The sequence below is a fragment of the Maridesulfovibrio salinus genome (assembly GCF_055394525.1).
Map to the genome: position 1 here is coordinate 1891870 of NZ_AP042461.1, position 26691 is coordinate 1918560.

Annotated in this window: 26 protein-coding genes and 1 tRNA gene; 16 read left to right on the top strand and 11 right to left on the bottom strand. The window is 46.5% G+C overall.

Annotation, left to right across the window (positions count from 1 at the left end; genetic code table 11):
• The first annotated feature begins 437 nt into the window (after positions 1-437).
• The 4 genes from ACZ5PW_RS08455 to ACZ5PW_RS08470 all read left to right on the top strand — a co-directional run bounded on the left by ACZ5PW_RS08455 (position 438) and on the right by ACZ5PW_RS08470 (position 3488).
• Positions 438-617 (top strand): hypothetical protein, encoded by a 180-nt coding sequence (locus ACZ5PW_RS08455; protein WP_464559838.1) that lies wholly within the window; start codon positions 438-440, stop codon positions 615-617.
• Positions 607-1407, top strand: a complete 801-nt coding sequence (locus tag ACZ5PW_RS08460) for an RHS repeat domain-containing protein (protein WP_464559840.1) — start codon at positions 607-609, stop codon at positions 1405-1407. Before ACZ5PW_RS08455 ends, ACZ5PW_RS08460 begins: the two co-directional genes overlap by 11 nt.
• On the top strand, positions 1394-2041 hold the full coding sequence (locus ACZ5PW_RS08465) for a hypothetical protein (RefSeq protein WP_464559842.1): 648 nt from the start codon (positions 1394-1396) through the stop codon (positions 2039-2041). Before ACZ5PW_RS08460 ends, ACZ5PW_RS08465 begins: the two co-directional genes overlap by 14 nt.
• Before the next feature lie 616 nt (positions 2042-2657).
• Positions 2658-3488 carry a hypothetical protein gene (locus ACZ5PW_RS08470; protein WP_464559844.1) on the top strand — a complete coding sequence of 277 codons (831 nt, stop codon included), beginning with the start codon at positions 2658-2660 and terminating at the stop codon, positions 3486-3488.
• Between the two features lie 271 nt (positions 3489-3759).
• Here ACZ5PW_RS08470 and ACZ5PW_RS08475 read toward each other — a convergent pair whose 3' ends face one another.
• Both ACZ5PW_RS08475 and ACZ5PW_RS08480 read right to left on the bottom strand, forming a co-directional pair.
• Entirely contained in the window at positions 3760-4206 is a 447-nt protein-coding gene (locus ACZ5PW_RS08475; protein ID WP_464559846.1) for a hypothetical protein, read from the bottom strand.
• Complete coding sequence (locus ACZ5PW_RS08480) at positions 4207-5208, bottom strand: RHS repeat domain-containing protein (protein ID WP_464559848.1); 1002 nt, start codon at positions 5206-5208, stop codon at positions 4207-4209. It abuts the gene before it with no gap.
• Between the two features lie 153 nt (positions 5209-5361).
• Here ACZ5PW_RS08480 and ACZ5PW_RS08485 point away from each other — a divergent pair, with 153 nt between their 5' ends.
• The gene (locus tag ACZ5PW_RS08485) at positions 5362-6537 is read left to right on the top strand and encodes an ISL3 family transposase (protein ID WP_464559850.1); all 1176 of its coding nucleotides are present in this window, start codon (positions 5362-5364) and stop codon (positions 6535-6537) included.
• 147 nt (positions 6538-6684) lie between these two features.
• Here ACZ5PW_RS08485 and ACZ5PW_RS08490 read toward each other — a convergent pair.
• Positions 6685-6759: transfer RNA gene (locus ACZ5PW_RS08490), tRNA-Val, on the bottom strand.
• Between the two features lie 243 nt (positions 6760-7002).
• On the opposite strand from ACZ5PW_RS08490, the gene ACZ5PW_RS08495 reads away from it, so the two are divergent.
• On the top strand, positions 7003-7404 hold the full coding sequence (locus tag ACZ5PW_RS08495; RefSeq protein ID WP_464559852.1) for a MerR family transcriptional regulator: 402 nt from the start codon (positions 7003-7005) through the stop codon (positions 7402-7404).
• Positions 7405-7476: 72 nt separating this feature from the next.
• On the opposite strand, the gene ACZ5PW_RS08500 is transcribed toward ACZ5PW_RS08495, so the two are convergent.
• Complete coding sequence (locus tag ACZ5PW_RS08500; RefSeq protein ID WP_464559854.1) at positions 7477-8265, bottom strand: hypothetical protein; 789 nt, start codon at positions 8263-8265, stop codon at positions 7477-7479.
• 200 nt (positions 8266-8465) lie between these two features.
• On the opposite strand from ACZ5PW_RS08500, the gene ACZ5PW_RS08505 reads away from it, so the two are divergent.
• Positions 8466-10670: an AsmA family protein gene (locus tag ACZ5PW_RS08505; RefSeq protein ID WP_464559856.1), complete on the top strand. Its 2205-nt coding sequence runs from the start codon at positions 8466-8468 to the stop codon at positions 10668-10670.
• A 139-nt stretch (positions 10671-10809) separates the two neighbouring features.
• Positions 10810-11079 (top strand): helix-turn-helix domain-containing protein, encoded by a 270-nt coding sequence (locus ACZ5PW_RS08510; RefSeq protein ID WP_464559859.1) that lies wholly within the window; start codon positions 10810-10812, stop codon positions 11077-11079.
• A gap of 22 nt (positions 11080-11101) precedes the next feature.
• Here the strand turns inward: ACZ5PW_RS08510 and ACZ5PW_RS08515 are convergent, their stop codons facing one another.
• Together ACZ5PW_RS08515 and ACZ5PW_RS08520 are read right to left on the bottom strand one after the other, a co-directional pair.
• On the bottom strand, positions 11102-11773 hold the full coding sequence (locus ACZ5PW_RS08515; RefSeq protein WP_464559861.1) for a hypothetical protein: 672 nt from the start codon (positions 11771-11773) through the stop codon (positions 11102-11104).
• Between the two features lie 170 nt (positions 11774-11943).
• On the bottom strand, positions 11944-12771 hold the full coding sequence (locus ACZ5PW_RS08520; protein WP_464559863.1) for a purine-nucleoside phosphorylase: 828 nt from the start codon (positions 12769-12771) through the stop codon (positions 11944-11946).
• Between the two features lie 106 nt (positions 12772-12877).
• Between ACZ5PW_RS08520 and ACZ5PW_RS08525 the strand changes: the two genes are divergently transcribed.
• The 8 genes from ACZ5PW_RS08525 to ACZ5PW_RS08560 all read left to right on the top strand — a co-directional run bounded on the left by ACZ5PW_RS08525 (position 12878) and on the right by ACZ5PW_RS08560 (position 20365).
• Positions 12878-13630, top strand: coding sequence for a motility protein A (locus ACZ5PW_RS08525; protein WP_464559865.1), 753 nt, complete (start codon positions 12878-12880; stop codon positions 13628-13630).
• Between the two features lie 3 nt (positions 13631-13633).
• The gene (locus ACZ5PW_RS08530) at positions 13634-14383 is read left to right on the top strand and encodes an OmpA/MotB family protein (RefSeq protein WP_464559867.1); all 750 of its coding nucleotides are present in this window, start codon (positions 13634-13636) and stop codon (positions 14381-14383) included.
• A 47-nt stretch (positions 14384-14430) separates the two neighbouring features.
• Positions 14431-14802, top strand: coding sequence for a PilZ domain-containing protein (locus tag ACZ5PW_RS08535; protein ID WP_464559869.1), 372 nt, complete (start codon positions 14431-14433; stop codon positions 14800-14802).
• 20 nt (positions 14803-14822) lie between these two features.
• Positions 14823-16241, top strand: coding sequence for an ATP-binding protein (locus tag ACZ5PW_RS08540; protein ID WP_464559871.1), 1419 nt, complete (start codon positions 14823-14825; stop codon positions 16239-16241).
• Between the two features lies 1 nt (position 16242).
• Positions 16243-18495, top strand: coding sequence for a carboxyl transferase domain-containing protein (locus ACZ5PW_RS08545; protein ID WP_464559873.1), 2253 nt, complete (start codon positions 16243-16245; stop codon positions 18493-18495).
• Between the two features lie 243 nt (positions 18496-18738).
• Positions 18739-19389, top strand: a complete 651-nt coding sequence (locus tag ACZ5PW_RS08550; protein WP_464559875.1) for a biotin attachment protein — start codon at positions 18739-18741, stop codon at positions 19387-19389.
• 45 nt (positions 19390-19434) lie between these two features.
• Positions 19435-19788 (top strand): hypothetical protein, encoded by a 354-nt coding sequence (locus ACZ5PW_RS08555; RefSeq protein WP_464559877.1) that lies wholly within the window; start codon positions 19435-19437, stop codon positions 19786-19788.
• Positions 19789-19801: 13 nt separating this feature from the next.
• Positions 19802-20365, top strand: coding sequence for a single-stranded DNA-binding protein (locus ACZ5PW_RS08560; protein ID WP_464559879.1), 564 nt, complete (start codon positions 19802-19804; stop codon positions 20363-20365).
• A gap of 145 nt (positions 20366-20510) precedes the next feature.
• Here the strand turns inward: ACZ5PW_RS08560 and ACZ5PW_RS08565 are convergent, their stop codons facing one another.
• From ACZ5PW_RS08565 to ACZ5PW_RS08585, 5 genes are all read right to left on the bottom strand, one after another.
• A complete protein-coding gene (locus ACZ5PW_RS08565) occupies positions 20511-20885 on the bottom strand; it encodes a hypothetical protein (RefSeq protein ID WP_464559881.1) in 375 nt (124 codons plus the stop codon).
• Between the two features lie 198 nt (positions 20886-21083).
• Positions 21084-21740: a PilZ domain-containing protein gene (locus tag ACZ5PW_RS08570; protein ID WP_464559883.1), complete on the bottom strand. Its 657-nt coding sequence runs from the start codon at positions 21738-21740 to the stop codon at positions 21084-21086.
• A 133-nt stretch (positions 21741-21873) separates the two neighbouring features.
• Positions 21874-22188: a hypothetical protein gene (locus tag ACZ5PW_RS08575; RefSeq protein ID WP_464559885.1), complete on the bottom strand. Its 315-nt coding sequence runs from the start codon at positions 22186-22188 to the stop codon at positions 21874-21876.
• Between the two features lie 378 nt (positions 22189-22566).
• Positions 22567-23226, bottom strand: a complete 660-nt coding sequence (locus tag ACZ5PW_RS08580) for a PilZ domain-containing protein (RefSeq protein ID WP_464559887.1) — start codon at positions 23224-23226, stop codon at positions 22567-22569.
• A gap of 92 nt (positions 23227-23318) precedes the next feature.
• Complete coding sequence (locus ACZ5PW_RS08585; RefSeq protein ID WP_464559889.1) at positions 23319-26528, bottom strand: DEAD/DEAH box helicase; 3210 nt, start codon at positions 26526-26528, stop codon at positions 23319-23321.
• Between the last annotated feature and the right edge of the window lie 163 nt (positions 26529-26691).

A 26691-nucleotide genomic window follows, 5' to 3' on the forward strand; every position in this document is an offset into this window, starting at 1 on the left:
TTGCCAGTAAGGCAAGCGGTCAGGGAAGCTTTTACGGATCACTGTAAAACCACATATAATCACATAAGATCTCCGAAAAATGTTGACCCTTGTGTTGACCCTCCGAAAAAGCACAGGGTAACAGTCTTAATAGTTTGGAGTTCTTGGTCTATTTTTTCTTGAGGGTCAACATTTTTCAGTGATGTTATAGGGGGGATAGGCATTGGTTGACCATCGGTTGACCGTCCCGGTTGCCCCTATCTTTTGGGGATGATTCTGGGGCTCGTGGAGTGGTCGTGAGTCAATTTTAAAAAAGTTTATTTTTTTCTTAAAGGCGGACTTGATTTACCCAAACTATGTCCGCTTTGCCAGTTAATTTAGAAGTTGAAGGGATAGAATTGTTTTGAGTCATAGTGATTCAGAGCGTTTCCCCACAACTTTAAAGACTGGAGGAAAGAATGAAATATTTCGACAACTACCGGATGGAACTTAGACCCCGCAGTGAACTGACAACCGGACTCGTACTGTACGGTGAAAACGAACCTGCACAGATGCAGATTGAAAATCTTTGGAAGATCGTTGACCGCAGAACAGGTGAGGAACTGAAAGAGCCGAAAGTCGGTTTTTATGGTTGCTGATGATCAAGGAAATGAGATAAAGCGAATTATCTATGATTCGTTTGGGAATATACTAGTAGATACAAATAAACATTTTTATATGCCGCTGGGTTTTGCATCCGGGCTTACTGATACAGATACCGGGTTGGTTCATTTCGGTTTCCGGGAATATGATCCTGAGATTGGGCGTTTTACTGCCCAAGACCCGCTTGGATATGGTGGCGGTGATGTGGATGTTTACGGGTATTGTCTGGATGATCCGATTAATTTTAAGGATGCAATGGGGTTGGAGGCTGGAGGGGTGGGGCCTATTCCATTTCCTCCCCGTAGGTATAATGTTCAGAAATGGTACATCTGGAAGGCTAATGAAGGGGCCTGTGAGGCGTGCAAAAGATTGGATGGTAAGGTGTCGGAAACCCCAACGATGGAACGCCCGCATCCGAATTGCAAGTGTCAGCTGGTTGAGTGTACTGAGTGGGATGAATTTACGGAATGGGAAGATGCAAGAGAATTAGAAACTATTAACATAACTATGTTTTCTCCAATAATTATAAAGGGGATGCCTGTTCCAGATGTTAAGTGGAGAAAATATTATAGAGCAGAAGAGCAAAGGATAAAACGACATTTTGTATCGTGCGGAAAATATAGAAAAGGAGATTCCGAAGCTATAGAATCTCGTGTGAAGAGGAAAGATGTATATAGGTATTCGAAAGCGTACGTAATTAATACGGGGTATGGAATTGAAACAGGTGATCGTGGTTGGACGCATAATCCATGGACAGGTGAAACCCGTTGGTTTGAGATTAATTAAAAGTCTACTGCTGGCTGGAGTGTGTCTTTTCCCAGCATGCCAAGTCGGGCCTGATTGTTCTGATCTCAAACCTGAAATGTTTCTCGGTCCATCTTTAGGTGAGACTGTAGTTCTTAAAAATTATGGTGATGGAAGTATCATCAAACGAACCTGTGCATCCATTTCAGAAGATGGGGTATATACCATTCATGAAAGGACACGAATGGTACCGCATGAATTGACACAGGAAGAAATTGAAAAGAACAATATTCCAGAAGAGGCTGTTAATATCATAAGAGGTGCAAAAGAATTGGAGAATGATTATACTCTTCGAGCTGAAGGCAATAAACTAGTGCTTAAAAGCCTGACTTTTAACAATGAAAGTGCTGTTTTTTTGGATTTGAGTGGGAAGCCTTGGGTTGAGTATGGGAAATCATCCAAGGGTAAAATTTTACTTGAATACAGAATTGTTGACAGAGAGCAGAAGGTTGTACGTGGAAAAAGGCGTGAACTTGTTCATGTAGAATTAGCCTATGAAATTGATGGAATGAATTGCAAGGAGTTGTACGTGATGGCTTCAGGGATAGGGATCATTCAAAGGAGGAATTTGACACCCGGTCCAAATGAGATTTCATCCACACTGGTCGAAGAGTAAATTTAAAGCCAGTCTCCCCGGAGTTTGGATATTTTGAACTAATTTACTCAAAATATGTGTGGTATAGATTGCCAACAAGGCAAGCAGTCAGCAAAGTATTTACAGATCACTGTAAAACCACACAAGTTCACTATAAGATCTTTGAAAAATGTTGACCTTGTGTTGACCCTAAATGCCAAAAAGGACTCACGATTTTCATCGTAAGTCCTTTCTAATTCTCTGGTAGGCACGAGCAGATTTGAACTGCTGACCCCTTGCGTGTCAAGCACAAGGTAACGCTTTTAAAAGTTAAGACTAATTGCTCTTTATTTCTTGGGGGGCAAAATTTACAGTGATGTTATTGGGGTGTTATACTCATTGGTTGACCATCGGTTGACCGTCCCGGTTGCCCCTGTTTTTTGGAGATGATTCTGGGGCTCGTGGAGTGGTCGTGAGTCAATTTTAAAAAAGTTTATTATTTTCTTAAAGGCGGACCTGAGTTACCTAAACTATGTCCGCTTTGCCAGTTAATTTAGAAGTTGAAGGGATAGAATTGTTTTGAGTCATAGTGATTCAGAGCGTTCCCCCACAACTATAAAGACTGGAGGAAAGAATTAAATATTTCGCCAACTACCGGATGGAACTTAGACCCCGCAGTGAACTCACAACCGGGCTGGTATTGTACGGTGAAAACGAACCTGCACAGTTGCAGATTGAAAATCTTTGGAAGATCGTTGACCGCAGAACAGGTGAGGAACTGGAAATACAAATTATGAAATGGGAGATAGGGCATGGACCTTTCATCCAAGAACGGGAGGAAAAATTGAAATTCCTGTTAAGTAGTTTTTTTATTTCAATTATATTTATTGTTTTTGGGGGGCAGTCTGTTTGTGCATATTCTGAAGCAGACATGTTTTTAGGACCTTCTCCGGGAGAAAATATAAAAATTAAAGCAAGTGATTTTGGAACAATAACAAGGCGGATATGTACAAAGATCAATGATGACGGAAGCTATGTTATCGAAGAGTGGACAAAGCTTCCAAAGCCCAAAAAAAAATCATCAGCTGAAGAAAGAAGCAAGACGAAGCTTCCAGAAGGAGCTTACTACTGGGATGATGCCCCGGAAGAGACGATGTATCGCTACAGCCTCACTGCTGAGAATGGAAAATTGATTTTTAACAAAGGTAAAAGCAACGAAAACATTATCCTTAACTTAAACAATAGGGAATGGAGTCAGTATATTTGGACAACGGAAGGAGATGTCAAAGCTGACTATGCTATTGTGAAAGAAGAGGAAAAAGTAGTTCTGGGCAAGTTACGCAAACTTGTACATGTGAAATATTCGTTTGATCTTAAAGATTTGCATTATGAGGAGTTATATGTAGTGGCTTCGGGGCTAGGTATAATTTATACGGAGAGCTTAGCGCCAGGTTCAAACAAACTTACGTCTACTTTGGTTGAAGAATAAAATTCAACGCCAGTCTCCCGGGAGTTTGGATATTTTGAACTAATTTACTCAAAATATGTGTGGTATAGATTGCCAGCAAGGCAAGCAGTCAGCAAAGTATTTACAGATCACTGTAAAACCACACAAGTTCACTATAAGATCTTTGAAAAATGTTGACCATCCGGTTGACCGTCCCGGTTGACCCTGTTTTTTGAGGGTGATTCTGGGGCTCGTGGGGTGGAAGCCCCACAGCAAGTACTGCCGGGGCTTCTTGATTTCTTTCAACCGGGAGTCAATTTCCACCTGTAAGCATGACCGTTGGTGCTTTGCTTGGGCAGATCAGCCGAGCAGCTTCAAAGGCCTCTTCCTTGGTTTTCTTGTTTATAATGACCGCTACGTCACCACGGAAGTTATCCCAGCCGGGAGCATCACTTTGTATGAGTTTTCCCTGTGCCTTGATTTGCACATGTCTAATGTCACACATGCGACTATCGACCTTAGTGAGAGTCGCTTCAGTCGTCTCATATACTTGAGCCGTGCGTGTCTGAGCCTCCTTCGTCAGCCAGGTTATGATTAAAAAGTGATAACCCTCTTTGCTCGGATAGTTCGAAAGTTTTCCACGAAAGCGCCATACTTGGATTTTGATTACATCATCGCAAGAGAGCGGCAATATCGATTGTGCCCAGCTATTCGTTGGTATGAACAATGCGATGAGTAGAAAGAATGTTGCGAATTTCATTTAACCTCTTATGTAATAAACAATACTGCAGTTATCGGCTCCATCGCACGTTATCGACACTCCCCATGGTACCGGTATCTCGCAGAAGTTTGTAAATTCAAAGGATTCCGACATTCCTGGTGCCAAATGCCCGGTGTTTTTCGATCCATCGCCGTCAACCTGTATCCAAGCTCCAGCGGCAAAGGGACCGAGGTTCCTCACCTCAACAACAATCTTCTGTCCGGCAAAGAATTTATGATTATCGCTGCTGCCTTGGCCTTGAAGAATACCCATAATGTTGACGCCTTTAAGGTGTCTCTTGATCTCGCACTTACAGTTAGGGTGCGGTCTTTTAGGTTTCTTCTTAAAAGTCTTTCCTTTGAGTGCCTGACATTTTTCGCAGGCATTTTTTTTGGGAGTTACCGTCCAAAAGAAATTTTTGTCTTCTTTTTCAGGATCAGTTCCTTCGTCCTTGTCCTCACCACTTGTCTCACTGGTGTCACTCAGCCCCAACCGATCCACAAAGTTAATCGGATCATCTCCGCAGTAACCATACAGATCCACATCACCGCCAGCATAACCCAAGGGATCAGGAGAAATGAATTTACCAATGGCCGGATCATATTCACGGTAGCCGAAATGGATCAGCCCGGTATCGGAATCATACAGTCCTCCGGCAAAACCGAGCGGGAGCGCGAGTTCGGAATGGCTGTTCTGTATCATCATTACGAAAGAATCATATAGAATGTCTTGTACACTGTTTCCCGCCAAATCGGCAACAGTAAAGATGCTGCCCAACTGGTCGGTTGCCAGCAGCTTCTGACCGTTGCGGACCATAGCGACAACGTCACCACCCTCATTATAACTAAAACGGGTTACCCCGGATTTATCCTCAACCGCAGATAAGGTTATCAGACCATTCCATTGAAAGCGCTGAACAAGCTTGGCATCGATGAGCTTCTCGGCACGGAATCCGTTTTCATCAAAGCGGTATTCAACCTCTCTGCCGTCAGAAGGCTGCACTCCGCAAAGCTGTCCGTTTTCCAGATAGCGATAACTGGCTCTACCTCAAAGACAGGGGCGATAGAATAATCCGATAAAAGAAAGGCATACCGAACCGACTCGATATGCCCTATAAATTGATCAAATTTCCTACCAAAGAAAAGAGGTCAATTTATGGATCGGATTTTAATCGGTCTTTCCGATTTTGCAATCAAAAATGTAGTGTCATATTTTCCGATAATTCTTGGAGTGGAGTGGACAGGCAAGCCCGTTTGTCCACGATGTCGAAGTTCTTCTTTTCGCATCAAGGATACGTTTACGCGGTTCATCAAGAGCATCCCGCACAATGGACGAGCATCGATTCTTCGGGTGAAATGTCATAAGCATCACTGTAAGGATTGCGGTCGATATTTCAACACCCGTATGGAAGGTGTAAAAAAATGGAGTCGATCAACTGAAGTCCTGAAACGAGAAGTTTTTCGGCAGTACAACAACGGTTCGTGTAACAAGACCATCGCCAACGAAAACGGGATCGGCGTTTCAAGTGTGGAGCGATTTTACCATCAAGTCATTGATCTGAAAGCTCGACAGCGCAGCAACTGGAAATGCCCGAGTTATCTCGGAATTGACGAGCACCGCTTCACTCGCAAAGTCGGTTTTTCAACCACGTTTTGCGATCTTACAAATAACAAAATTTTTGACATAGCCAGAGGTCGCAGTGCAGCTGAATTACTCCCTTTTCTCAGGACTCTTAAAGGACGTAGTAAGGTAAAAGTAGTTTGCATCGATATGAATTCTGCTTATCGGCATATGGTTAAAAACTGGTTTCCGAATGCGCGGATTGTTTCGGATCGCTTTCACGTAATCCGGTTGGTAAATCATCATTTTACCAAGACCTGCAAGCTGATTGATGAAGAAAATATTTCTTATGGGCGTGGTGGAATTATGCGGGCCATGCTGTGTCGGCAGGACCGTTTGTCCGATAAAAGGAAAGATCTTTTGTCTCAATATTTTAAGGCTCAACCGGCAATAGAAAGCCTTTACCATTTCTGCCATGAACTAAACGATCTTCTGCGGATCAGGGCGCAAAATGGTCGTAGCTGTAAAAAATACATTTTCGAATTGCTTGATAAAATAAAGCAACTTCAGCAAAGTCCTTTTGCTCCACTTCGGACGTTGGGTAAAACTTTGAGCAACTGGAAAGAGGAGGTGGCCCGGATGTTTCGCTACAGTAAAAACAACGGAACAACTGAAGGATTTCATCGAAAGATGAAACTTATCCAGAGGCGGGCATACGGGTTTAGAAATTTTGAAAACTATCGGCTGCGTGTGCGCGTTTTGTGTGGGTAGTCGAAAAGAGAATCAACGGTTGGAAATTTGATCATTCGGGCTTGCGCCCCTTTCTTCGGTGTAGACCCAAGTAGCCGGGGGTCAACATGTTGACCCTAAACGCAAAAAAGGACTCACGATTTTTATCGTAAGTCCTTTCTAATTATCTGGTAGGCACGAGCAGATTTGAACTGCTGACCCCTTGCGTGTCAAGCAAGTGCTCTCCCCCTGAGCTACGCGCCTTTATGGTGACAACTCCGTGTCAACGAGGCAGGTTCTACGTGAGAGGGCTGTCACTGTCAAGCATGTTTTTTGTTTTTTATGTGATTCTATTTATTTTTCAAAATAAACAGAGCCTTAAAGGCTTTGTTTCATTGGGCTGAACAGGCTTTTAGAAATATTGGAAGAATTAATTTTTTATTTTTCAGGGACCTGCCAGTCGTTTTAAGCTTTTCTAAGATTTGCCTCTCTGGTACTAAGGTTCATATGTCTGGGCAGAGCAAAGATAAAATATATAAGATAGGTCAGGCCGCCAAACTTGTCGGTTTGAAGTCCTATGTACTGCGTTTCTGGGAAGGGGAGTTCGAGCAATTGGAGCCGATCCGTACTCCCTCGGGGCAGCGGTTGTACGATGATGGTCATATTTCATTGATCAGACGGATAAAGACTCTGCTACATGATGAAGGGCTTACTATAGAAGGAGCCCGTAAACGTCTTGATTCCCCCGATGAGGTTGAACCTGCTCCTGAAACCGTAAAAGGTGGGGATGATGCTATTTCCGGCCTTCCTCTTTTCAGCCATTCAGAAACTTATGGCGTCAGTGTAGATAGGGGAATTCTGGAAGATATTCATTACGAATTGTTACAAATAAAGAAAATACTGGATTAATTTATAGTTATATAAAATATGAATGGCGGGCAACTTCGGATTATCCGGGGTTTCCCGCCATTTTTTTGTAAGCTAGCTACTTGGTGGGAAACTTCGTGTGTCCCTGGAGCTAAGATAGAGACAGAAGGCGACAAATGTCGCAATGAATCCGGGAAGCATTGGTTCCCATGGTATTTTATAAAATACAGGATTGACCATGGAAGCTCCGTACAGAGCTCCGAAGCAGGCCAGAAAAGACATGTAGAATGAGCGGGATAAAGCTCCGGCCGCTGCTATGGCCATACCTGTCCAGAATATCTTTTCAGGTAATATGTGCGGTTCGGTTATATACACCTGCCATGAAAGCAGCATGGTTCCGGCTGCGATAAGTGCTTCAAGGACAGGTGAAAACCTGTTCTGCTCAAGCATATACATTATTGATCGGGGCAGCAGGAAGCAGGAATATACGCAGAGTCCCAGTGAAAAGGGAAAAATATAGAAAAATGCTTCCGTCATGTATGGCGGGTTGGGATCAGGATTGAGCATGTTGGGCAAAAATCCCTGATAATGGGCGTAAAACAGGAAAGATCCCGCCAGAACAGCTATGCTGGGCCAGAGGATAGCCCCCGGTACTTTTCGATGAGGCTTGAGATTGAATTTGCGTGCAATCGTGAGGGGGATAACAGCACCGAAAATAGCCATGTGTCCTAAGCAGAAATAAAGCAGAATGGTGTCACTGAATTTAGTTGAGTACCTGAAACCGAGCTTTTCCGGCCAGAAACCAAGCTGCTGGTCCAGAAAGGCTGGAAGTTTGACCATGGTTATGAGGTACAGCGCGTATGCGGCGAAACTCGCCAGAAGTAAATACCACTTATTTTTCATGCTGACTTATTGCCCGATTCTGGTGCTGAAGGCAATAGTAAATGGGATTGGTCATGAACTTGCCTGCCCGAAGTGGAGTCGTATTAAATTATGGAATTATAGTTTGATTTTATCTTTACTGAGAGTATATTGTAGTAGATGAGCTGTTTATGATTTTTTAATATCTATCCGGATCTGACCGGTTATAATTGGAGTTGTATATGGGTAAGGCGCCTAAAATTATTCTATCGGTTGTGGCGGGACTGCTGGTTCTCGTGGTGGCGGCAATGGTTCTGGCTACTGTTCTGATTGATCCCAATGATTATAAAGATGAAATAACGAAAGCTGTACGGGATAAGACTGGACGAGAGCTTTCTTTTCAGGGTGATTTGAAACTTTCCGTTTTTCCGTGGATCGGGGTTAGTACCGGTGGAGTTACCTTTTCCAACGCCCCTGGATTTGAGGGGCAGAATATGCTGAGTCTGAAGTCTGCGGATGTCAGCCTGAAGGTTCTTCCGCTTATTTCCGGTAAAGTGGAACTGAACAATGTTGATGTTTCCGATCTTGAGCTCTACCTGATGCGTAACAGCAAGGGGATCACCAACTGGAGCGATCTCAGCGCCGGGAAAAATGGAGTAGACAAGTCCGGCAGCGTTCAGCAGAAAGAGAAGTCCTCCGGGTCGGGAAGCCCGGATTTCAATCTTTCCGTTGCAGGGGTTAATATTGAGAACGCCAAGATAGTCTGGGACGACCGGATGGAGAATGTCCGGCAGGCCGTAGATGATTGCGATATCAGCATTGAAGGTTTTGCACCGGGCAGCCCGTTTAATTTTTCTGTTCATGTTGCAGCCTCTTCTACTAAGCCTGAAGTCATGGCTGACATAAATGTTTCCGGAGAAGCCATGATCTCCGCCGATTTTAAAAATGTAGGGGTGAAAGATCTCGGACTGATCGTTGATGCCAAGGGTAAGGCTGTCCCCGGCGGTCAGGCACAGGTTAAATTGTCCGGTGTTGCTGCTGTGGACATGCTCAATGGTTCAGCCATGCTGGATAATATTGTTCTGGAGACTTATGGCCTCAAAGCCGAGGGCGGACTGAAGGCCGAGGGGCTTACCGGGGATAATCTGAAATTCACGGGTGAGATCAACGTGCCTTCCTTTAATCTTAAGGACAGTCTTCAGCAGATGGCAATGGAAATGAAAACCGCGGACAGTAAGGCTCTTACTTCTGTGGGAATGAATTTCAGTTTTTCCGGGAACAAAAGTTCAGCTCAGATTAAGAACCTGCTTATAAATCTGGATGAGACAACTATAAAAGGGCTCTTCTCTTTTGCAAATCCGGAAAGGCCCGACATAGTCGCTCAGTTCGATATCGATAAAATCGACTCGGATAGATATCTCCCTCCTAAAGGAGAGAAGGAAGCGACTCAAAAGCCCGCTGAAAAAGCTGATAAGAAAAAAAGCGGAGCCGGGGAACAGGGGCTGATCCCTGTAGAAATGCTTCGTAAACTGACCTTGAAGGCAGATTTGACGATCAAACAGCTCATAGCTTCAAAAGCAAAGCTTAATGACATAGTTGTTAAAGCTCGGGCCAAAGACGGTATTCTGACAGTTAAACCCGCATCTTTTAATACTGCGGGCGGAGCCTTTACCTCCAGTGCCGTGATTGATGTCCGGGGCAGCCTTCCTCGTCTGGCTGCTGTAGCCTCACTCACCGGCCTCGACGGTGAGACTCTGGCTAAGGATATGACTGGCGAAAGCAGCTTTGCCGGAAAGGTCAATTTCAATACCGACCTGAAAACCGTCGGTAACGACCTGAAAACCATGTATGCAAACCTTGATGGAAATCTCGGATTCAAGGTTCTCGATGGTTATGTGTCAGGATTTGACCTTGTTTATCTGGCCGGAGACGCTTTCTCGGTACTGACCGGGGGAGTTTTTGGAAAGAGGGATAGTAAGAGAACCGAGTTTGGCGAAGTTTCCGCAACCGCGAATATCACCAAGGGTGTTGCGGTTAACCGTGACCTTGTCATGAAATCCCCGTTGCTGCGCGCCGGAGGTGCCGGGCAGCTGAATCTTAATGATATGATGGTTGATTACGGTCTTGACGCTAAAATAGTCGGAACCCTTGAAGGGCAGGGCGGAAAAGGTATGAAGGATCTTGTCGGTCTGACGGTTCCCATCACCATAAAAGGAAATGTCGCGGATCCTTCAATCATGGTTGATCTGCCTAGGTTCGCAACTATTCTGGCAAAATCCGGTTTCGATCTGGTCGGGAATGTTATTGAAGGAGTCGGCAGTGTGATAGAAGGGATTGGAAAGACCTTCAGCGGCAAGAAGACAACCGGTCAGGAGTCCGGTACCGAGGATCAGAAAAAGAAAAACCCGGTTGATGAAATAGGTAACACTTTGAAGAAACTCTTTTAAGCATTGTGCTATATCACGATATTATGGGCTGCTCCCTTTCAAGGGGCAGCCTTTTTTTGTTTTTCCGACACTGTCTGGCAGAGAATGTCCTTTATAGATCTTAAGATAATTTTATTAAGAGTTATAAATGGAGAGACAGATGAGAGATAATGTTCTTTATGATGTGATACTCAGGGAGATGGAGAATGTAAGTGAAGGTATGAAGTCCCCTGAAAAGGCAGCAATGAGTGTCATGAACCAATTTTCCAGAGAAAGTATCTATGTTTCAACTCGTTATGCAAAACATGTTTCGCTGGCATCAAGGGTGGTACAATTGCGTGAGAGCGGTCTCGGGACTAAGGAGATAGCTCAGAGGCTGGGCATTTCCAAACGTCATGCGCGCAGGCTTTATTCCAGCGTTGCGAATTGAATGACAGACGGGGAACTGTCTCTTATTCAATAATATCCTGTTCGAACCCGGGCGAAAAGTGCCGGTTTTCAGGTGCATATCCGGATTCGAAGGAGCTGTTTTCCTTTTTCTGGAGAGGCCCGGAAGTATTGACCATTGGCTCGATGTATGGAGATTCCTCAATGGGTAGCAGGGCACGAGTTTTGGAGTTGAGTGGAACAGTCCAGTCGTAAGAACCCATTATTTCCCCATCGCTGACTGCACTTACGGCTGCAGTTACGGAAATCTGCTCCGTTCCGACAGAGTAGGCGCCGGCGAGAATGCACTTGACCGGGGCAGGCAGATCTTCATCAATCGCGGTCATTGGGAAATTTGAACTGTCAGCAACAACAGCGAACCCTTCCTGGGCTATTTTGGATGCAACCTGCTCGGTAAGCACTTTGGCGAAATCTGTCTTAAGTTCACTTCCGCGCATACGGAACATGGCCACAGTGACGGGAGATCCCGGAGGCAGTCTTTCCGCAAGCTGGTCAGCGATCTTCTCCCCGGCGGCATAGTTGAGTTCTACCATCGGAGTGTTGTCTTCTTTGAAAAAGGGGCCGGTTGTCGGCCTTTTGCCCAGATAGTCAAGAGAGTGGTCCTGCCAGCCTGAACATGCGCTGATTGAAAAGGCTATGATAGTTGTAAGTATAAAAATTATGCTTTTAGGATTCATCACGGTTCCCCGTTGTTGTTGCGGCGGCTTTGCCGGGATTACTGTCGTTAAAATGTAAGCAATGAAAATGCCACGGATAAAAACGTCTGTTTATACAGAATGTTGAATCCGTGGCAGATTGAAATAATCCAGCAATTCAGGCAAATAGGGCCATTAAAATGACGTGTATATTAGTCTTGTCGGGAAATAATTTCACGAATCAGTGCAGACATGGACGCAGAGGATTTCGCCGCCTGCTCAATAACTGCTTCGTGGGTGGTTTCAGCCATGCAGTCCGGCAGATTTTTATTGGTAAGGCAGGCTATCCCCATTACTTTCATTCCCATATGGACCGCCGCAATGGCTTCAATGGCAGTGGACATTCCTACCGCGTCCGCCCCAAGCGTCCTGAACATTCGGGTCTCGGCTGGTGTTTCCAGGTTGGGGCCGGGAACCTGAACGTAAATTCCACGTTCAAGCCTGACTGATACCTTTTGGGCAGCTTCCAGTGCCGACTTCCGAAGTTCCGGACAGTATACACTGCTCATGTCCGGGAAGCGTAATCCCCATTTGTCGTGGTTGGGTCCGGTAAGCGGTGAGTGTCCGCTGAAGTTGATGTGGTCGGTTATAAGCATCAGGTCTCCGGCATCGAACTGCGGGTTGAGTGCTCCGGCCGCATTGGTGATGAAAACTCTGCTTATGCCAAGCTCCCCCATGACCCTTATCGTTGTACATGCCTGTGCCGCGGTGTATCCTTCGTAGAGATGGAATCTCCCGCTGAAAACAAGTACTGGTTTTTCCTTCATAAATCCGTATATAAGACTTCCGCCGTGTCCCTTGACGGTGGACTTAGGCAAACCGGGGATTTCACTGTATGGTATTTCAATTCGTCCATCCAGACGGGTGATGGCTTCTCCCAGCCCCGAGCCGAGAATTATTCCGGTTGCTTCGGGTTGAAAATTATCTATCTTTTCTAGTATATGCCTGTTAATAATAGAGATGGATTCGGGGGAGGTCATAGTCTTTAACTCGTGTTTTTGAGGTTGAAATACAGGACGGTATATTTTCGGGGTGCTTGTGTCCGTCCACCTGTTTCACTACTAACTGAAAAGAGAACGGGATTCTATGGATTTTTCCACATTAATAGGCATGCTTGTGGGGCTCTCCCTTGTGGTGGGGGCAATCTTCATCGGCGGAGCGGTTGATGTTTTTGTCAACGTGCCCGGCATGATGATTGTCATAGGCGGTACTCTGGCTTCAATCTGCGTTGCTTTTCCTTTTGAGGAGGTTCTGCAGGCTATAATTGCAGGCTTCAAGGCTTTTTCTTCCAGAAAGGTAAAGGTCAATGATGTTGTAAACATCATGGTTAAAGTCGCTGAAATAAGCCGCCGCGAAGGACTTATTGCTCTTGAAAATGTTCAGACCGAGAACGTCGTCTTGAGAAAATCCTGCCAGTTGATTGCTGACAATGCTGACCCAGAATTGATTCGGGCCACTCTATCCATCGAAATTTCAGCTATGAAACGAAGGCATAAGATTGCACAGGATGTATATAAACGTCTTGCGGGTCTTTCTCCTGCCTTCGGAATGCTCGGTACTTTGATCGGTCTGGTCCAGATGCTTTCAAACCTGCAGGACCCGGCTTCCATCGGACCGGCCATGGCGGTGGCCATTCTGACCACATTTTACGGTTCGCTGCTGGCTACTCTCCTGTTTATTCCGATAGGGGCCAAGCTCAAGGCCAGAACTCTTCAGGAACAGTTGCATCTTGAAATTATCTTCGAGGGTGCGAAATCAATTCTTGAAAATAACAACCCCCGGCTTGTATATGAGAAGCTTTCTTCATTTCAGGCCCCAAGGGACCGTTCCGGAGAGTAGGCCATGGATGATGATGTTTTCAAGACCTCACTGCTGATTGACGAAATGGAGGAAGAGGACGATTCCAATGACTGGATAACGACCTTTGCTGATCTGTCCATGCTTCTGCTGGTGTTCTTCATCCTTCTTTATTCAATGTCTGAAATTGACGCCAAGAAATTTGATATGACCTTCCAATCGGTAACCAAGGCCATAAGCGGCAAGCTGGATAAAGTTGCCACGAGCAAGACCCAGCGGGAAGAGGCCGGTGCAATTCTCAATCAGGTCATGACCCGGCGGCAGATTATCAAGGCCCAGCGCAGGGTTTTTGAAAACGTGAAATACCTGCAGACCACCAAGGGAGTGGAAGGGATTATGAGTGCCAAATTTGAGGACGGTAAAATCATAATCAAGCTTCCTTCAGATATTCTATTCAGATCAGGTCAGGTTGAGCTGACCCAGAAAGGAAAAGAGGCGGTTATGGCTCTGAGGGATTTTTTTCTTAAGCATCCCGACCAGTATATCAATATAAAAGGTTACACCGATAACTCGCAGGTCAAAAAGGGCAGCAGATTGAAAGATAACTGGGAGATTTCTTCACTGCGGGCGGTAAATGTTTTAAGGTATCTAATGAAGCTCGGGGTAAAACCCAACAGGTTGACTGCAACGGGCCTTGGCGAGATGGACCCGCTTGTACCGAACAATTCACCCCGTAACCGTGAACGGAACAGGCGGGTGGAGTTCGTTTTGGAGAAGATAATGACAGGGCCGTAGTTCCACTTGAAAGCAATTGAAACGCGGTTCATATCCTGGAGAGGAAGATGGATATTTTTTTTGACAGTAAAAATATGGCCAGAGGGGCCTTTCGTACCAGTATCCCGGGGCTTGTTGTAAAAGTTTCCGGTCATTCCGCGCCGTTTCCGGTAAAGGATTTCAGCGTTAACGGTCTGGCCTTTTCCGCCGGAGAAGTGAAATTCAAGGTGGATGACGAATTTACCGTGGATTTTGTTCTGGGCAAAAAAGTTCTGTTGGCCGGGCTTACAATCAAGATTGTAAGGGATATTGGTAAGGGCCTCATGGGTTGTTCTTATGTTGATCTGGACAAGTATCAGGAAGAAAGGCTTGATAAGCTGGTGCTGGAAGTTCAAAAACGCATGATCGCGTTGCGGAAGAAAAAAGGCGCAAACGGCTGATTTGCGGAAGCGGTGTAAACGTGATTAGCGGACATCATAAAATTTTGATTGCCAACCGCGGCGAGATTGCGATCCGTATTGCTTCAGCATGTCTGGAACTGGGACATGAATTCGTATGCGTTTATACCGAAGCGGATCGCGCAAGCGGGCATGTCCGTTTTGCGCGAGAAAGGGGCGGCGAAAACGCGCTTTTCAAAATAAGTTCATACCGTGATGCAAATGAAATTTTCAGTGTTGCGGACCAGTCCAATGCTACGGCCATACATCCCGGGTATGGCTTCTTCTCCGAGGATTTCAGGTTTGCCCGCAGGGTTGTCGAGCGAAACAGTCCTTTGATCTTCATAGGCCCCTCATGGTGGGTGATTCAGGAACTTGGTGACAAGATCAACACCAAACGCCTTGCTCGCGGGCTTGGAGTTCCTACTGTTCCGGGGTCCGACAGTCCTATTTATGATGAACTGGAAGCTTCGGAGCTCGCGGACAGTCTTTTTTCATTTCAGCACGAACAGGGTTTTCAGGCCCCAGCCATAATGGTCAAGGCCTCCGCCGGCGGTGGTGGAATGGGCATTGAGGAAGTCAACGACCCGGATGAATTCCGCTCCGTTTACAGAAGAATAAGAAATTACGCTAAGCGTCAATTTAATGATGAAGGTGTTCTGATCGAACAGCGTATCTACGGATTCAATCACCTCGAAGTCCAGATTGTGTCGGAGCGAGGCGGGCGAAAACACGTTCATTTCGGAACCCGTAACTGTTCCGTGCAGAGCACCGGAAATCAGAAACGTATTGAGGTCGCACCGGGTTTCGCTCCGAATGAAATCCATTACATTTTCAATGCCGGAAATCTGCTTGAGTCCATAACAGAACATTCGCTTTCCATGGCCCGTGAAGTCAAATATGACAGTGTAGGAACATGGGAATGGATAGTTACCCCAAGGGGAGAGCCTTTTCTTATGGAGGTAAACACCCGTATTCAGGTTGAAAACGGAGTCTCGTCCGCCATTGCCGCCATCAAGGGCAATGATGACGTGGATATTATTCGTGAGCAGGTACGTCTGGGACTCGGCGAGGATATGGAATATTCACAGCAGGACATATCATTATCCGGCGCATCGATTGAATACCGCATTATTGCGGAGAGTCCCGAAGAAGATTTTGTTCCGTGGATCGGGACAATTACCGATTTCAACTGGAAAGAAGAAGCATGGCTGAAAGTGCATACCCAGGTCCCCACAGACAGAGAGTACGAGATCCCGACTGAATTTGATCCCAATCTTGCTCTGGCCATTATCCGGGGAGATTCTCTTGAGCAGGTACGGGAACGGGGGGTACGTTTTCTGGAGGGGCTGGTACTGGACGGATCTGACCGACATGGTGGAAAACTGAAGTCTAATATTTCCTACCTCATTGAAAATACATCAGATCTTCTGGAATTTTAAGATGAACGTCGATAAACGCATAGAAGCTCTTGCCGAAAGGCTGAACTATATTCGGGACATTTTCGGTAATAACGAAAATGCCAATATAACCATGCTCAGCACTGAACTCGGGGAGTTTCGCCAGTTGCGCGGCGAGTTGTCACGGGCGGATTCTCTGCGGCGGCTTTCACGTCTGGAAGATCTTTTTTCATTCCTCGAATCAAAGCTCGAAAAAGAGCTGACCCCCATGGACCGGGTTCGCATAGTGCGCCATCCGCACCGGATCTGCCTGACCGACATTCTGGAAAATGTCTATGACAATTATACTGAGCTCGGCGGACTGGGCGAGTTCAGCATTGATCCTTCAATGGTCATTGCACAGGCTTACATAACAAGACGTGTTGGCAAAAAAGTAGTCAACCAGTCGGTCATGGTTATCGGGCAGGAAAAGGGGCACGGACAGGAGTACCGCAACGGCGGTTCTGCCAAGCCCTGGGGTAACGCAAAGGCTCTGCACTACATGAAAGTGGCACAGGCAGAGGGGATTCCCATCCATACCTATATTTTTACTCCCGGTTCCTATCCGATAGAGGACTACCCCGGTGCGGCGCAGCAGATAGCCAAAAATATTTACGAGATGTCATGCATTGATGTGCCGATTATTTCAGTCATCTCCGAAGGCGGATCAGGAGGGGCAGAGGCGATCGGATTGGCAGATCGCAGATTGATGCTTTCCCACGGTTACTATTCCGTGATTTCTCCAGAAGGAGCTGCCGCCATTGAGGCCAATCTAGACACAGGAAAAAGGGTCAGCAATACTTTGATTGAGAATTGTGCCCGCAAGCTCTGCATTACCGCCGAGGATAATCTTGCGCTGGGCTATATAGACAGAATTGTCGAGGAGCCCGCTCTCGGAGCCAAGCCGGCCAGCTATGATTTTTTCCGGAATCTCAGGAATGAAGTGATCAGGGCCACCAATGAAGCCTGTATTGCCGTCAAAGGATTCAAGCTTTTCAGGGCAATGGCTCTCAAACAGGGCCGGGCCAGCGAGGGCGAAGATGTTTTCATGCGCTGGGGGCTCACACCAAGGGCCAGAGCAAGACTGGTAGAAAAGCGCTACGATAAATTTCGGCAGCTGTCTAAAAATGCCTATATGGACAACCGGTCCATAATTCTTCGCGCCGGGTCTGCGTTACAGGGAGCCGCCTGGACTACTAAGTCGTGGGTGGTATATAATTTTGTCGGTCGGGGAATTAAAGCCGCAAAGCTCGGAATGGAAGAGATTCAGGCTGAGGCCCATCTTGTCAAGGAACGCACTGCCCGGCTGCTCAGCAAAGGAAAGAATAACGGGCAGGGACAGGCGCAGATTTCTCCTGAAGTCCGCGAAAAGCTTTTCTGTCTTTCCGATCTGGGGCAGGGGCCCTGTTTTGAAGCGGGACGCTGGAGATACAACAGCACCAAAGTGCGTGATGACCGCACCTATACCTGTCCAAATACTGCAAAAGAGGGCTGTCTTGATCTATGGGGGCCGGATCTTTTCGGAGATTTCGCCGGGGTATGCAGCCATTGCGGACATCACTTCCCCATGGAATATCAATGGTATCTATACAATGTTTTCAACTATGCGGAAGGGTTCGAGTTCAACTCCGGTATCGAGGCTGCCAATCCGCTTGACTACGAAGGTTTCGACCTTAAAATTGACGAAGCTCGTAAGAAAACAGGACTTCGTTCAGCCTGTATCACCTTTGAAACCCGAATGGATGATATCAATGTTGTGATTGTCTGTCTTGCGGCTCCTTTCAGGGGCGGAACAGTCGGAGCCGCAGAAGGCGAAAAAATAATTCGTGCCGCCGAGAGGGCCCAGCGTAAGCAGCTTCCGCTAATTCTTTACGCTCACGGTACTGCCGGAATACGCATTCAGGAAGGTACTCACGGAGTGCTGCAGATGCCGCGCTGCACAATGGCTCTAAAGAGGTACGTTGATGCCGGGGGGTTGTACCTGGTTATTTACGATACGAATTCTTATGGCGGATCAGTGGCCAGTTTTCTGGGCTGTTCACCTTACCAGTTCGGTGTCCGGTCTTCCCGTATCGGCTTTGCCGGGCCAAGAGTCATTGCAGAAACCACAGGTATTTCAGTTTCTCCGGACTATCACAACGCCTGGAACGCCTTGTCCAGAGGTCACATACAGGGGATATGGGATCGTCGGGAAATGGGAAAGAATATTCAGCAGGCGCTTATGACAATGGGCGGCAGAAACCTTTATTATAGATAGTTTTTATCTGTAAACGAAGAGACTTATAAAATACTTTTACCTTCGTTTATGTATGTGGTTATCTTAATTTGTTTTCTGTGCTAGGGACTTCATGATTCTGTTGACTTTGCGGTTATTGTCTGCAAATTTCCCGAAGCCGTATTTTTGTCCGCCTTTTGCGGATAGGCTTCAATATTAAAGAATATATCGGATAGCCGCATTAGTGTGCGTTGCATCAATCAGAAATAAATTGAGGATAATATAATGCTTAATATCAAAGAGTTGCTTGAAGAAATCAAAGCCTCTCCCTATGAGGAGATTGAAATTTCAGTTCCACATACCGGAACTGTAGAATTTGCGGGACTCAAGGTCGGCGATAAAGTTAGCGGTCCGTCCGGGGAATGGAAAGAAAAGCCGGGAACTGTACTCGCCAAGCTCAACCGTGAACGCAATTCCAAAAGTATAACTGCTCCTGAGAAAGGAGAGATTGTCTCCATCAGACAGGATCTGGAAGGACAGTTTGTTGAAGCCGGAGAAGTTCTGATCAAGATACGCCATTTTCTTTCCAAGGAAGAGGTCATAGAGCTTATTTTGAAAAAGGCCCTTTTCCTGTTCAACGCTCCCGAGAAGGCCAAGTATTATTTCACCCCTGAGGTGGACGGCAAGATCAAAGGTTCCGGTGAGCGTTCTGTCAAAGTTACCGACGGCATGGATCTTTTCATTGTTTCCAGAATGAAGCGTGAAACCCCTCTCAACTACAGTGGTCCCGAAGGGCTTATCTATTCCGTATATTTTCATAACGGTGATAATGTTGATGCGGCCCAGCCTCTTATAGGTGTCTGCCCTGCTGACCAGCTCAAGCAGATTCAGGAAGTTGTGAACAGGGTTCAGAGTGAGTGGGAAGAGCGGGACTAAAAGTTTGCGCTTCACCATTATCCGTATTAACAAAGGATTTTTCGTATGGGAAATGTGCTCCAGATCAGGGTGATGGCCCAGACTTATGACGAGGCTGAAGTTGAAAAAAACTGGCCTCATCTGGTTAAGACCGCATGGGAAGAACCTAAAGTAGAGGGGCGCTTTCATGGGCTCCTTGAGCTTGTTGACGACTTGAAAGACAGGCTTGAACTGGGCATGATACCGGAAGAAAAAGCCGAGGCTATGGCTGATTCCATTCGCAGGGCGTATGACCTTAAGATGCGTCTGGAAAAAGCACTGGGCAACTGGAAGGCTTCTGAGGCAAACACAATCAGTTATGACCTTGAAGAAGAATTAAGTGTTGCGGAGAAAATCGCAGCCAAAAGAAAATACAGATAAATGGGGGCCGTAGATGGCAGGAAGCATGAATAAAGTAATATTGATTGGACGTCTCGGACAGGATCCGAAGCTTTCGTATACCACATCCGGTCAGGCCTTTGCCAACCTCTCCGTTGCTACTGATGAAGGCTACAAAGACCGCAATACCGGTCAGAAAGTCGATAAGACAGAGTGGCACCGAGTTGTTGCATGGCGCCAGACTGCTGAGTTTGTAGGAAAGTACCTTGCCAAGGGCCGTCTGGTCATGGTTGAAGGTAAACTGGAAACCCGTAAGTGGCAGGACCAGAACGGTCAGGACCGTTATACTACTCAGATCGTAGCCAACAACATTCAGGGTCTCGACAGCAGACAGGATGCCGGCGGTTATCAGGGTCAGCAGCAGGGTGGATACCAGCAGGGTCAGGGCCAGCAGTATAATAATCAGCAACAGGGCGGCTATCAGCAGCCTCCCCAGCAGGGCCAGCAGTATAACAACCAGCAGCCCCAGCAACAGCAGGGTGGTGGGTATCCCGATGATGAAGATCTCGGTCCTGCTTTCCCGTCTGAAGCAAGTGGGATGGACGAGGTTCCGTTCTAAGTTCTATTTCCGGATTACAAGATCATTGAATTTTAAAAGGGTGCTCAGAGCACCCTTTTTTTGGGCTGAGAATTGTCGCTCCCTCTTGTGTGGGTACAATTCTGAATGTATTTAACGGGAAGTAACAGAGCTGTTTTTTACAGTCTCAGCGGGGCAGGTTCGGGAACATTTTCTTGAATATTGATGACGCTTCCTGGGTTGCCATTATCGCACCGAAATCGCTGGTGTAGGGTTTCAGTTCATCCAGAAGAAGTGGAATTTTTTCTATGCAGGCTGTTGTTGTATTGAATGAATCCTTAGATAGCGTGGCATTTTTCTGCCTGAGGGGAAGGGTCTGGTAAAGGTGGCAGGAAAGTTTCCAGGCTACCTGCAGGTCGCGGTAAGCGTAACGGTATTCTTTAAGTGCTGTGTATGCTTCGCTTCTTAGCAGGAAAGCGTGCGCTTTCTCTTCCTCCGAAGCGTCGGACTCGATAACTTCATCAAGTCTCTCCACTGCCTCTTCATATTTCTGTTCCCTCATATAATCCTGCGACTGCTGCAACGAACCGGTAAAGAGAGCACACCCCGTCAAAAGGGATAAGAAAAAAAGCAGCAAAACAGCAGTAAAGTGAGTGGATACTGAAAATTTTTTTTTCATTTCGAAATCCAGTATGCCACAGCGGCAAGCTCCCTGTCTATCTGGGAGAGGATCCCCGAATTGCTGCTGTCTATTATTGAGTTAGGACTCTAGATATCTGCGTTTGATCTCCTGCCTCTGATCTTCCTTTATATCCAGAAACCTTACCCGATATCCGCATGAATGCAGGCAGCTTCCCTGTTCGCTGCAGACACCTGCATAAACAGGAAGAGAGTTAACAAGTGTTCTGATTTTCAGGTATAGGAAGTCATTGCCGCTCAAATCTGTCTGTGTATGAAATGTGCATCCGTATTCAGTTATATCGTGAATTGTTCCCTCAAAGTTCTCCACCATGGCCGGGTCATGGTCCAGACTTATTTCAGCAGGAATGCTCACGGTCGTCGGGCAGGATGTTCCATCAGGGAAATTCCCTTTTTCAAGGCAGTCGCACAGGAATTTATCCCTGCTGTCCAGATAGACAGGTTCTTTTGCTTTCACCATGGTGCGCATTGTCGGTGTGCTCGCAGTGAAAGAGAGAATTCTGTTTCGGGCGCAGCACGGCGTTTCCATGACTTTGCGCATATCCAGAATCTGGCCGGAGTAGTTCCGCCTCAACATTGAACAACAGAATTCCTCCGGGCTGGAACAGAATTCCACGGCCATATGGCGAAACATGTTTTCACTGAGGTAAGAATCAGGATTGTCGGTATAAACGATTATGCTCTTATTTTCTGTGGTGTTTGATCTGTTCTGGTTCATTGTTATTCTCGGAAGTTATGTCACGGGACGTCCATGCCCGGGAGTTTTAAATCCCGGACATGGACCTTTTCCGGGTGTTGAAAGCAGCGGAAAAGTGGGGAGTATGTCCCGCGAAATATTGTTGAAGTTGAGTTTATTCGTTTCTTGGTCCGATAAATTCGAAATGGCAGGGAGGGATTGTTATGTGCATGTCTGCATCGATTTCAGGAACGTGAAAAAGGAAGTATAAATTTTCGGAAGGGGGAGCGGTAAAAAGAGTCCCCTTCATGTGTTGCTTGATTATGCCTTCAGGCAGTCCGTGTTTGGCAGCAAGTTTTTTTATTCCCATTCCAATCAGGATCAAGGCTTTTTCTGTGAATACCACTTCGAACAGGGAGACCCGGCTTGCCTGACGATCATTTAGTTTTACTTCTCCGCCGCATCCGCATACTGATTCATCAATAAACATATACGCCTCCTTGGTGGCTGTTTGCTGATGTTTGGTTTTTTTTGAAATTGAATTTCATTTTCAATTATAAAATGTGAAGCGATTTGTCAACATAAAATTCCCGAAGATTCAATGCGTGGATTCCGGGAATATACTTAGAAAAAATCTTGATGAGAGCTAATTGAACAACAGAAATTATCACATATTGATAAAGCCTCTCAAATCAGTAGTATTAAATTATGGAACGGGCAAGTATGAGCATGATTCCCTCGTTTGGTAAGCTTAATATTTACGATGGTTTATGTGGCTGAAAAGGGGGGTGTCGCCTTAGGATGCTGTTGGTTCTTCATCTGCATTATGGCCTGTTCTGAGGCAGGCTTTTTAAAGTGAAAAGAGATCTCACTTACAGGAGGGAAGGTTCGGGATGATGTGGCTCTTTTCGAGTTCTGACAGCTGATCTTTTTTGATACTGATGAAATGAACACCAAATCCGTAAATTCCGTTTTTTGGAGTTGTTTGCCAACGGATTGCCCCGCAGATGGGCAGTTTATTTGAAATATCGTGAAACCTAAGGTGAACAAAATGGTTAGCCGAGAGGTCTGTCGTAGTTCTGAAAAAGCAACCCGACTTTGAAATGTTTATTACCACGGCAAGAAATTCTTCTGCCATTACATGGTCATCCTCGTGGCTTACCTGAATCTGGAGTTCCACGTTTGCCCTTTCATGAACGCGGATTTGTCCTTTTTCATTCTTCCTGCAGTCTGCTCTGAACCTGACAGGGTCATCAACTAGAACTGCCTTGCTGCTTTTGGCTCTGGTTCTCAGCAGGGGCTTATCTGCGGCCAGGGAAAAAATTTTATCCCTGTCCCTGGCGGGGGTGGACATTACTTTCTTCATTTCGAGGATAACCCCGGAAAAATCAGAGCTGAGCGCCTGCTCTAAAAAATGGTCGATCTCAGTGCAGAATTTGATGCTAAGGTCTGAATGCATGTCCAAGTTCATATATGGAACATGACTTTCCGTGAATGCCAGAACTGGAATCTTGTTGCCGCAGGGCATAGTTTTTCCTCCTGAAAATTAAAGCCCGGAATCTCTTTTTGAGATTCCGGGCATAATTAATCACGGCTGATTATTTAGTTGTTACGGCAAGGTTAAATTTCAAACAACATTTCGAGATCATCACGGGTAAGTGATTTAAGCGCCGACTGTCCGGGAATGATCGCATCCGCAACATCTTTTTTCATTTCCTGCAGGCCAAGTATCTTTTCCTCGACAGTGTTCTGGCAGATCATCTTGTACGCAAAGACCTGACGTTTCTGGCCGATACGGTGGGTTCGGTCAGTAGCCTGATTTTCAACCGCAGGGTTCCACCACGGATCGTAATGGATGACGTAGTCAGCGGAGGTCAGGTTCAGACCGGTTCCACCCGCTTTCAGTGAAATGAGGAAGATGGGAATATCCGGGCTGTCGTTGAACCGGTCCACCTGTTCGAAGCGGTCCTTACTGGAACCGTCGAGATAGGCGAATGGAATGTCCTTGATAGTGAGCCAGGAGCGGATAACATGCAGCATCTGCACGAACTGGGAGAAGACCAGCACCTTGTGTCCGCCTTCCACGATGTCAAAGACGAGGTCTTTGAAAGCATCGAATTTACCTGAAGGCAGGTTGGTGGAGAGTCCTGGCATATCCAGCTTGAGCAGTCTCGGGTGGCAGCAGATCTGGCGGAGCTTGAGCAGCGCATCGAGTATGGACATCTGGCTCTTGGCCATGCCTTTTTCATCAACGTCCCTGAGAACCTGATCCTTAAGGCGTTTTGCAAGGGCATTGTAGAGATCACGCTGTTCCTCGATGAGGTCGCAGTAATGGACTGTCTCAATCTTGGGCGGCAGGTCTTTTGCCACTTCGGATTTTGTACGTCTCAGAATGAAAGGCTTAACCCTTGTGCGCAGATAGTTGAGAGTTTCCTCATCACCGTCCTTGATGGGTTTGACTATTCCACGCTGGAAAGCATGCTGTGAACTGAGGAATCCCGGCATGAGGAATTCAAAAAGTGACCACAGCTCGAAGAGGTTGTTCTCAATGGGAGTACCGGAGAGGCACAGCCGCATATCACTCTTGAGTTTGCGCACCGATTTAGCGGTAATTGTGTTCGGGTTCTTGATGTTCTGGGCTTCATCAAGAATAACGGATGTGTATTCGTGTTTAAGTAGCTCTTCCAGATCACGGCGCAGCAGGGCGTAAGTTGTGATTACAATGGTTGAATCCGGAATCTGTTTGAAAAGATCCTCACGTCTTGATCCATAGATTGTAAGCAGAGGCAGCTGCGGACAGAATTTCTGTGCCTCACGTTCCCAGTTGGGCAGAACCGAAGTAGGCACGATGATAAGGTTCGGGCCAGTAATTCCGCGTTCATGCAGGGAAAGGATGAAGGACAGGGTCTGGATAGTTTTACCAAGCCCCATTTCATCAGCGAGAATACCGCCGAAGTGGTAGTCCCGCAGGAAGTTCATGTAACTGAGGCCCTGCACCTGATACGGCCGCAGGGTCGCATTCAGGGTACTCGGCTGTTCAAGCATCTTGATCTCATCAAAATTGTGGATCTTTTCCCTGAGCTTTACGAAATGTTCGTCAGTCTTGGCATCGGGCAGATCTTCAATGATCTTGTCGAGAACAGGTGTCTCGTACTGCTCAAACTGCTGTCTGGGCGGCTGTTCAGGATCGTATCCGAGAGCCTTGAGCTTGTGACTGAGTTTTTTGAGCCATGATTCAGGCAGGCTTGTATATGATCCGTCCTTGAGCTGAACGTAGCGTTTGCCCTGACTCCATGCTTCCCATATTTTATCAATGGGTACACGCTGATCATCGTACTCGACATTGATATCGAGGTTGAACCACTTGTTGTCTTCGTCTGTTTCAACTTCGGCAACAATCTGCGGGGTGGTAAGTCTGACCTTGTAGCGGGTCAGGTTCTTTTCACCGTAAATTCTGTATGCTTCAACCAGTTGCGGATAGTAGTCCAAGAGGAAAGTTATGGCCGCTTCCTGTTCCATGAACCAGACAGCGTTGCTCCGCGGCTGGAATCCCATATCGCGGAGTTCAGCGAAAAGCTGGGCTTCTTCGTCCTGAGCACGGCGAACAAGGTAGGACTTTTCTCCATCCTTGTAGCTCCCGGTCTGCAGGTCCGGATTTGGATCTCCCATGGACACTTCACCGTGTTCGGTTTCGTACATGTTATCGACCCTGATGGTCAGCAGGGAGCCTTCCTCATTCAGATAGAGCTTTGGATTGAAGGTTGCCGGAACAAAGAAAGGCTGCATTTTTTCCAGAAATTCCTCGTGGTCATGCAAGTCGGAAACAGGAATCTGCGTCCACACACGGTCGAGAAATTCAGGAATATCACCCGGCGGAATGACCGGATTCTGTATGCGCATCTCCTGCACCAGTTTCGGCGCGAGAGTGGTCTGGACCGGATAGAACCCCTGTTTCCAGTAAACCCAAAGTGGAAGTCTGCCGTAAAAGAAAACTTCATCGTCATCCATGATGGAAAACGGCGGTTTTCCTTCATCGGACAGAAGGATGTCAAAGCTCAGACCATCCTCGGAAAGTTCCGGGGAAAGTTTGAGCTGCATGGTCCTGCTTTCAATACGGATGGGAATGTCCGTATCGCGCAGGAACATGTAATATTCGTCCTTGATGGCTGTGAAAAACCATGCGTGCAGGCCGGAGGGTATTTCAACCCTGTGCCCGCGGTAGTCCAGATAGTGACCTATCTGTTCAGCCACATGCGGAAGACTGGGCGAAGTCTCGCTCCATTCCGGCTTATCGATAATATTCTGAAGCTCGATTTCGTTCTGCACCTGCGATAGCCCCGACTTGTTCTGACGGGCACGGAAGAACGCGACCTGAAGGCGTTCAGGCTCGGGAAACATGCGGTAAATTATGTAGTGCTTACCTGCTTCCGGTTCAAGTTCCGTGGCAAAAAAAGATCTGAAGTTCTGCCGCCAGTCCACCTGTTTCTGGCTTTCAGGCTCGTCTTCATCGGTGTCCAGTGATTGCAGAAGCTTGATCGCGGCAGCACCCACATGCTTGCAGACTCCGGAGAAGGACTCCGGGCAATTGCAGTAGAAATTTATGCTTTCCTCAGCGAGGTTCAGTCCGAGCTCAGATGAATAGATCTGGAAATCATCTCCCTGAATGGAGGCATCTACATCCCAGTACCTTTCTCGTTTTTTTAAATCCAGACGCTGGACTCCGTCAGAGGACACAATCGAATGGGATCCTTCCAGAATATATTCCGGAACGGTATCGGCTACGAAAGACTTCAGTATTGATTTAACTACATTTTCTTCATTTTGAGACATACTTACACGTTCCCCCGAACAATAACTTCAGTATGTTATTTTATATAAGAGGCTTGCTATTATATTGATAATTGTTCTTACTTGTGACAGTTACGTAGTTTCCGTAAAGTAAAATGTTCTTGCGGTCAATCTGTCACGGCACTTAGCTTGGCTTTTCTTTCAC

Excerpts from the sequence above, each read along its gene's own strand:
- ACZ5PW_RS08470 (WP_464559844.1), top strand. The coding sequence starts at position 2,658 with ATGGAACTTAGACCCCGCAGTGAACTCACAACCGGGCTGGTATTGTAC.
- ACZ5PW_RS08505 (WP_464559856.1), top strand. The coding sequence starts at position 8,466 with ATGGGTAAGGCGCCTAAAATTATTCTATCGGTTGTGGCGGGACTGCTG.
- ACZ5PW_RS08510 (WP_464559859.1), top strand. The coding sequence starts at position 10,810 with ATGAGAGATAATGTTCTTTATGATGTGATACTCAGGGAGATGGAGAAT.
- ACZ5PW_RS08575 (WP_464559885.1), bottom strand. The coding sequence starts at position 22,188 with ATGTTTATTGATGAATCAGTATGCGGATGCGGCGGAGAAGTAAAACTA.
- ACZ5PW_RS08515 (WP_464559861.1), bottom strand. The coding sequence starts at position 11,773 with ATGAATCCTAAAAGCATAATTTTTATACTTACAACTATCATAGCCTTT.
- ACZ5PW_RS08545 (WP_464559873.1), top strand. The coding sequence starts at position 16,243 with ATGAACGTCGATAAACGCATAGAAGCTCTTGCCGAAAGGCTGAACTAT.
- ACZ5PW_RS08475 (WP_464559846.1), bottom strand. The coding sequence starts at position 4,206 with ATGAAATTCGCAACATTCTTTCTACTCATCGCATTGTTCATACCAACG.
- ACZ5PW_RS08530 (WP_464559867.1), top strand. The coding sequence starts at position 13,634 with ATGGATGATGATGTTTTCAAGACCTCACTGCTGATTGACGAAATGGAG.
- ACZ5PW_RS08585 (WP_464559889.1), bottom strand. The coding sequence starts at position 26,528 with ATGTCTCAAAATGAAGAAAATGTAGTTAAATCAATACTGAAGTCTTTC.
- ACZ5PW_RS08550 (WP_464559875.1), top strand. The coding sequence starts at position 18,739 with ATGCTTAATATCAAAGAGTTGCTTGAAGAAATCAAAGCCTCTCCCTAT.
- ACZ5PW_RS08455 (WP_464559838.1), top strand. The coding sequence starts at position 438 with ATGAAATATTTCGACAACTACCGGATGGAACTTAGACCCCGCAGTGAA.
- ACZ5PW_RS08570 (WP_464559883.1), bottom strand. The coding sequence starts at position 21,740 with ATGAACCAGAACAGATCAAACACCACAGAAAATAAGAGCATAATCGTT.
- ACZ5PW_RS08555 (WP_464559877.1), top strand. The coding sequence starts at position 19,435 with ATGGGAAATGTGCTCCAGATCAGGGTGATGGCCCAGACTTATGACGAG.
- ACZ5PW_RS08560 (WP_464559879.1), top strand. The coding sequence starts at position 19,802 with ATGGCAGGAAGCATGAATAAAGTAATATTGATTGGACGTCTCGGACAG.
- ACZ5PW_RS08460 (WP_464559840.1), top strand. The coding sequence starts at position 607 with ATGGTTGCTGATGATCAAGGAAATGAGATAAAGCGAATTATCTATGAT.
- ACZ5PW_RS08580 (WP_464559887.1), bottom strand. The coding sequence starts at position 23,226 with ATGCCCTGCGGCAACAAGATTCCAGTTCTGGCATTCACGGAAAGTCAT.
- ACZ5PW_RS08485 (WP_464559850.1), top strand. The coding sequence starts at position 5,362 with ATGGATCGGATTTTAATCGGTCTTTCCGATTTTGCAATCAAAAATGTA.
- ACZ5PW_RS08565 (WP_464559881.1), bottom strand. The coding sequence starts at position 20,885 with ATGAGGGAACAGAAATATGAAGAGGCAGTGGAGAGACTTGATGAAGTT.
- ACZ5PW_RS08520 (WP_464559863.1), bottom strand. The coding sequence starts at position 12,771 with ATGACCTCCCCCGAATCCATCTCTATTATTAACAGGCATATACTAGAA.
- ACZ5PW_RS08500 (WP_464559854.1), bottom strand. The coding sequence starts at position 8,265 with ATGAAAAATAAGTGGTATTTACTTCTGGCGAGTTTCGCCGCATACGCG.
- ACZ5PW_RS08535 (WP_464559869.1), top strand. The coding sequence starts at position 14,431 with ATGGATATTTTTTTTGACAGTAAAAATATGGCCAGAGGGGCCTTTCGT.
- ACZ5PW_RS08495 (WP_464559852.1), top strand. The coding sequence starts at position 7,003 with ATGTCTGGGCAGAGCAAAGATAAAATATATAAGATAGGTCAGGCCGCC.
- ACZ5PW_RS08525 (WP_464559865.1), top strand. The coding sequence starts at position 12,878 with ATGGATTTTTCCACATTAATAGGCATGCTTGTGGGGCTCTCCCTTGTG.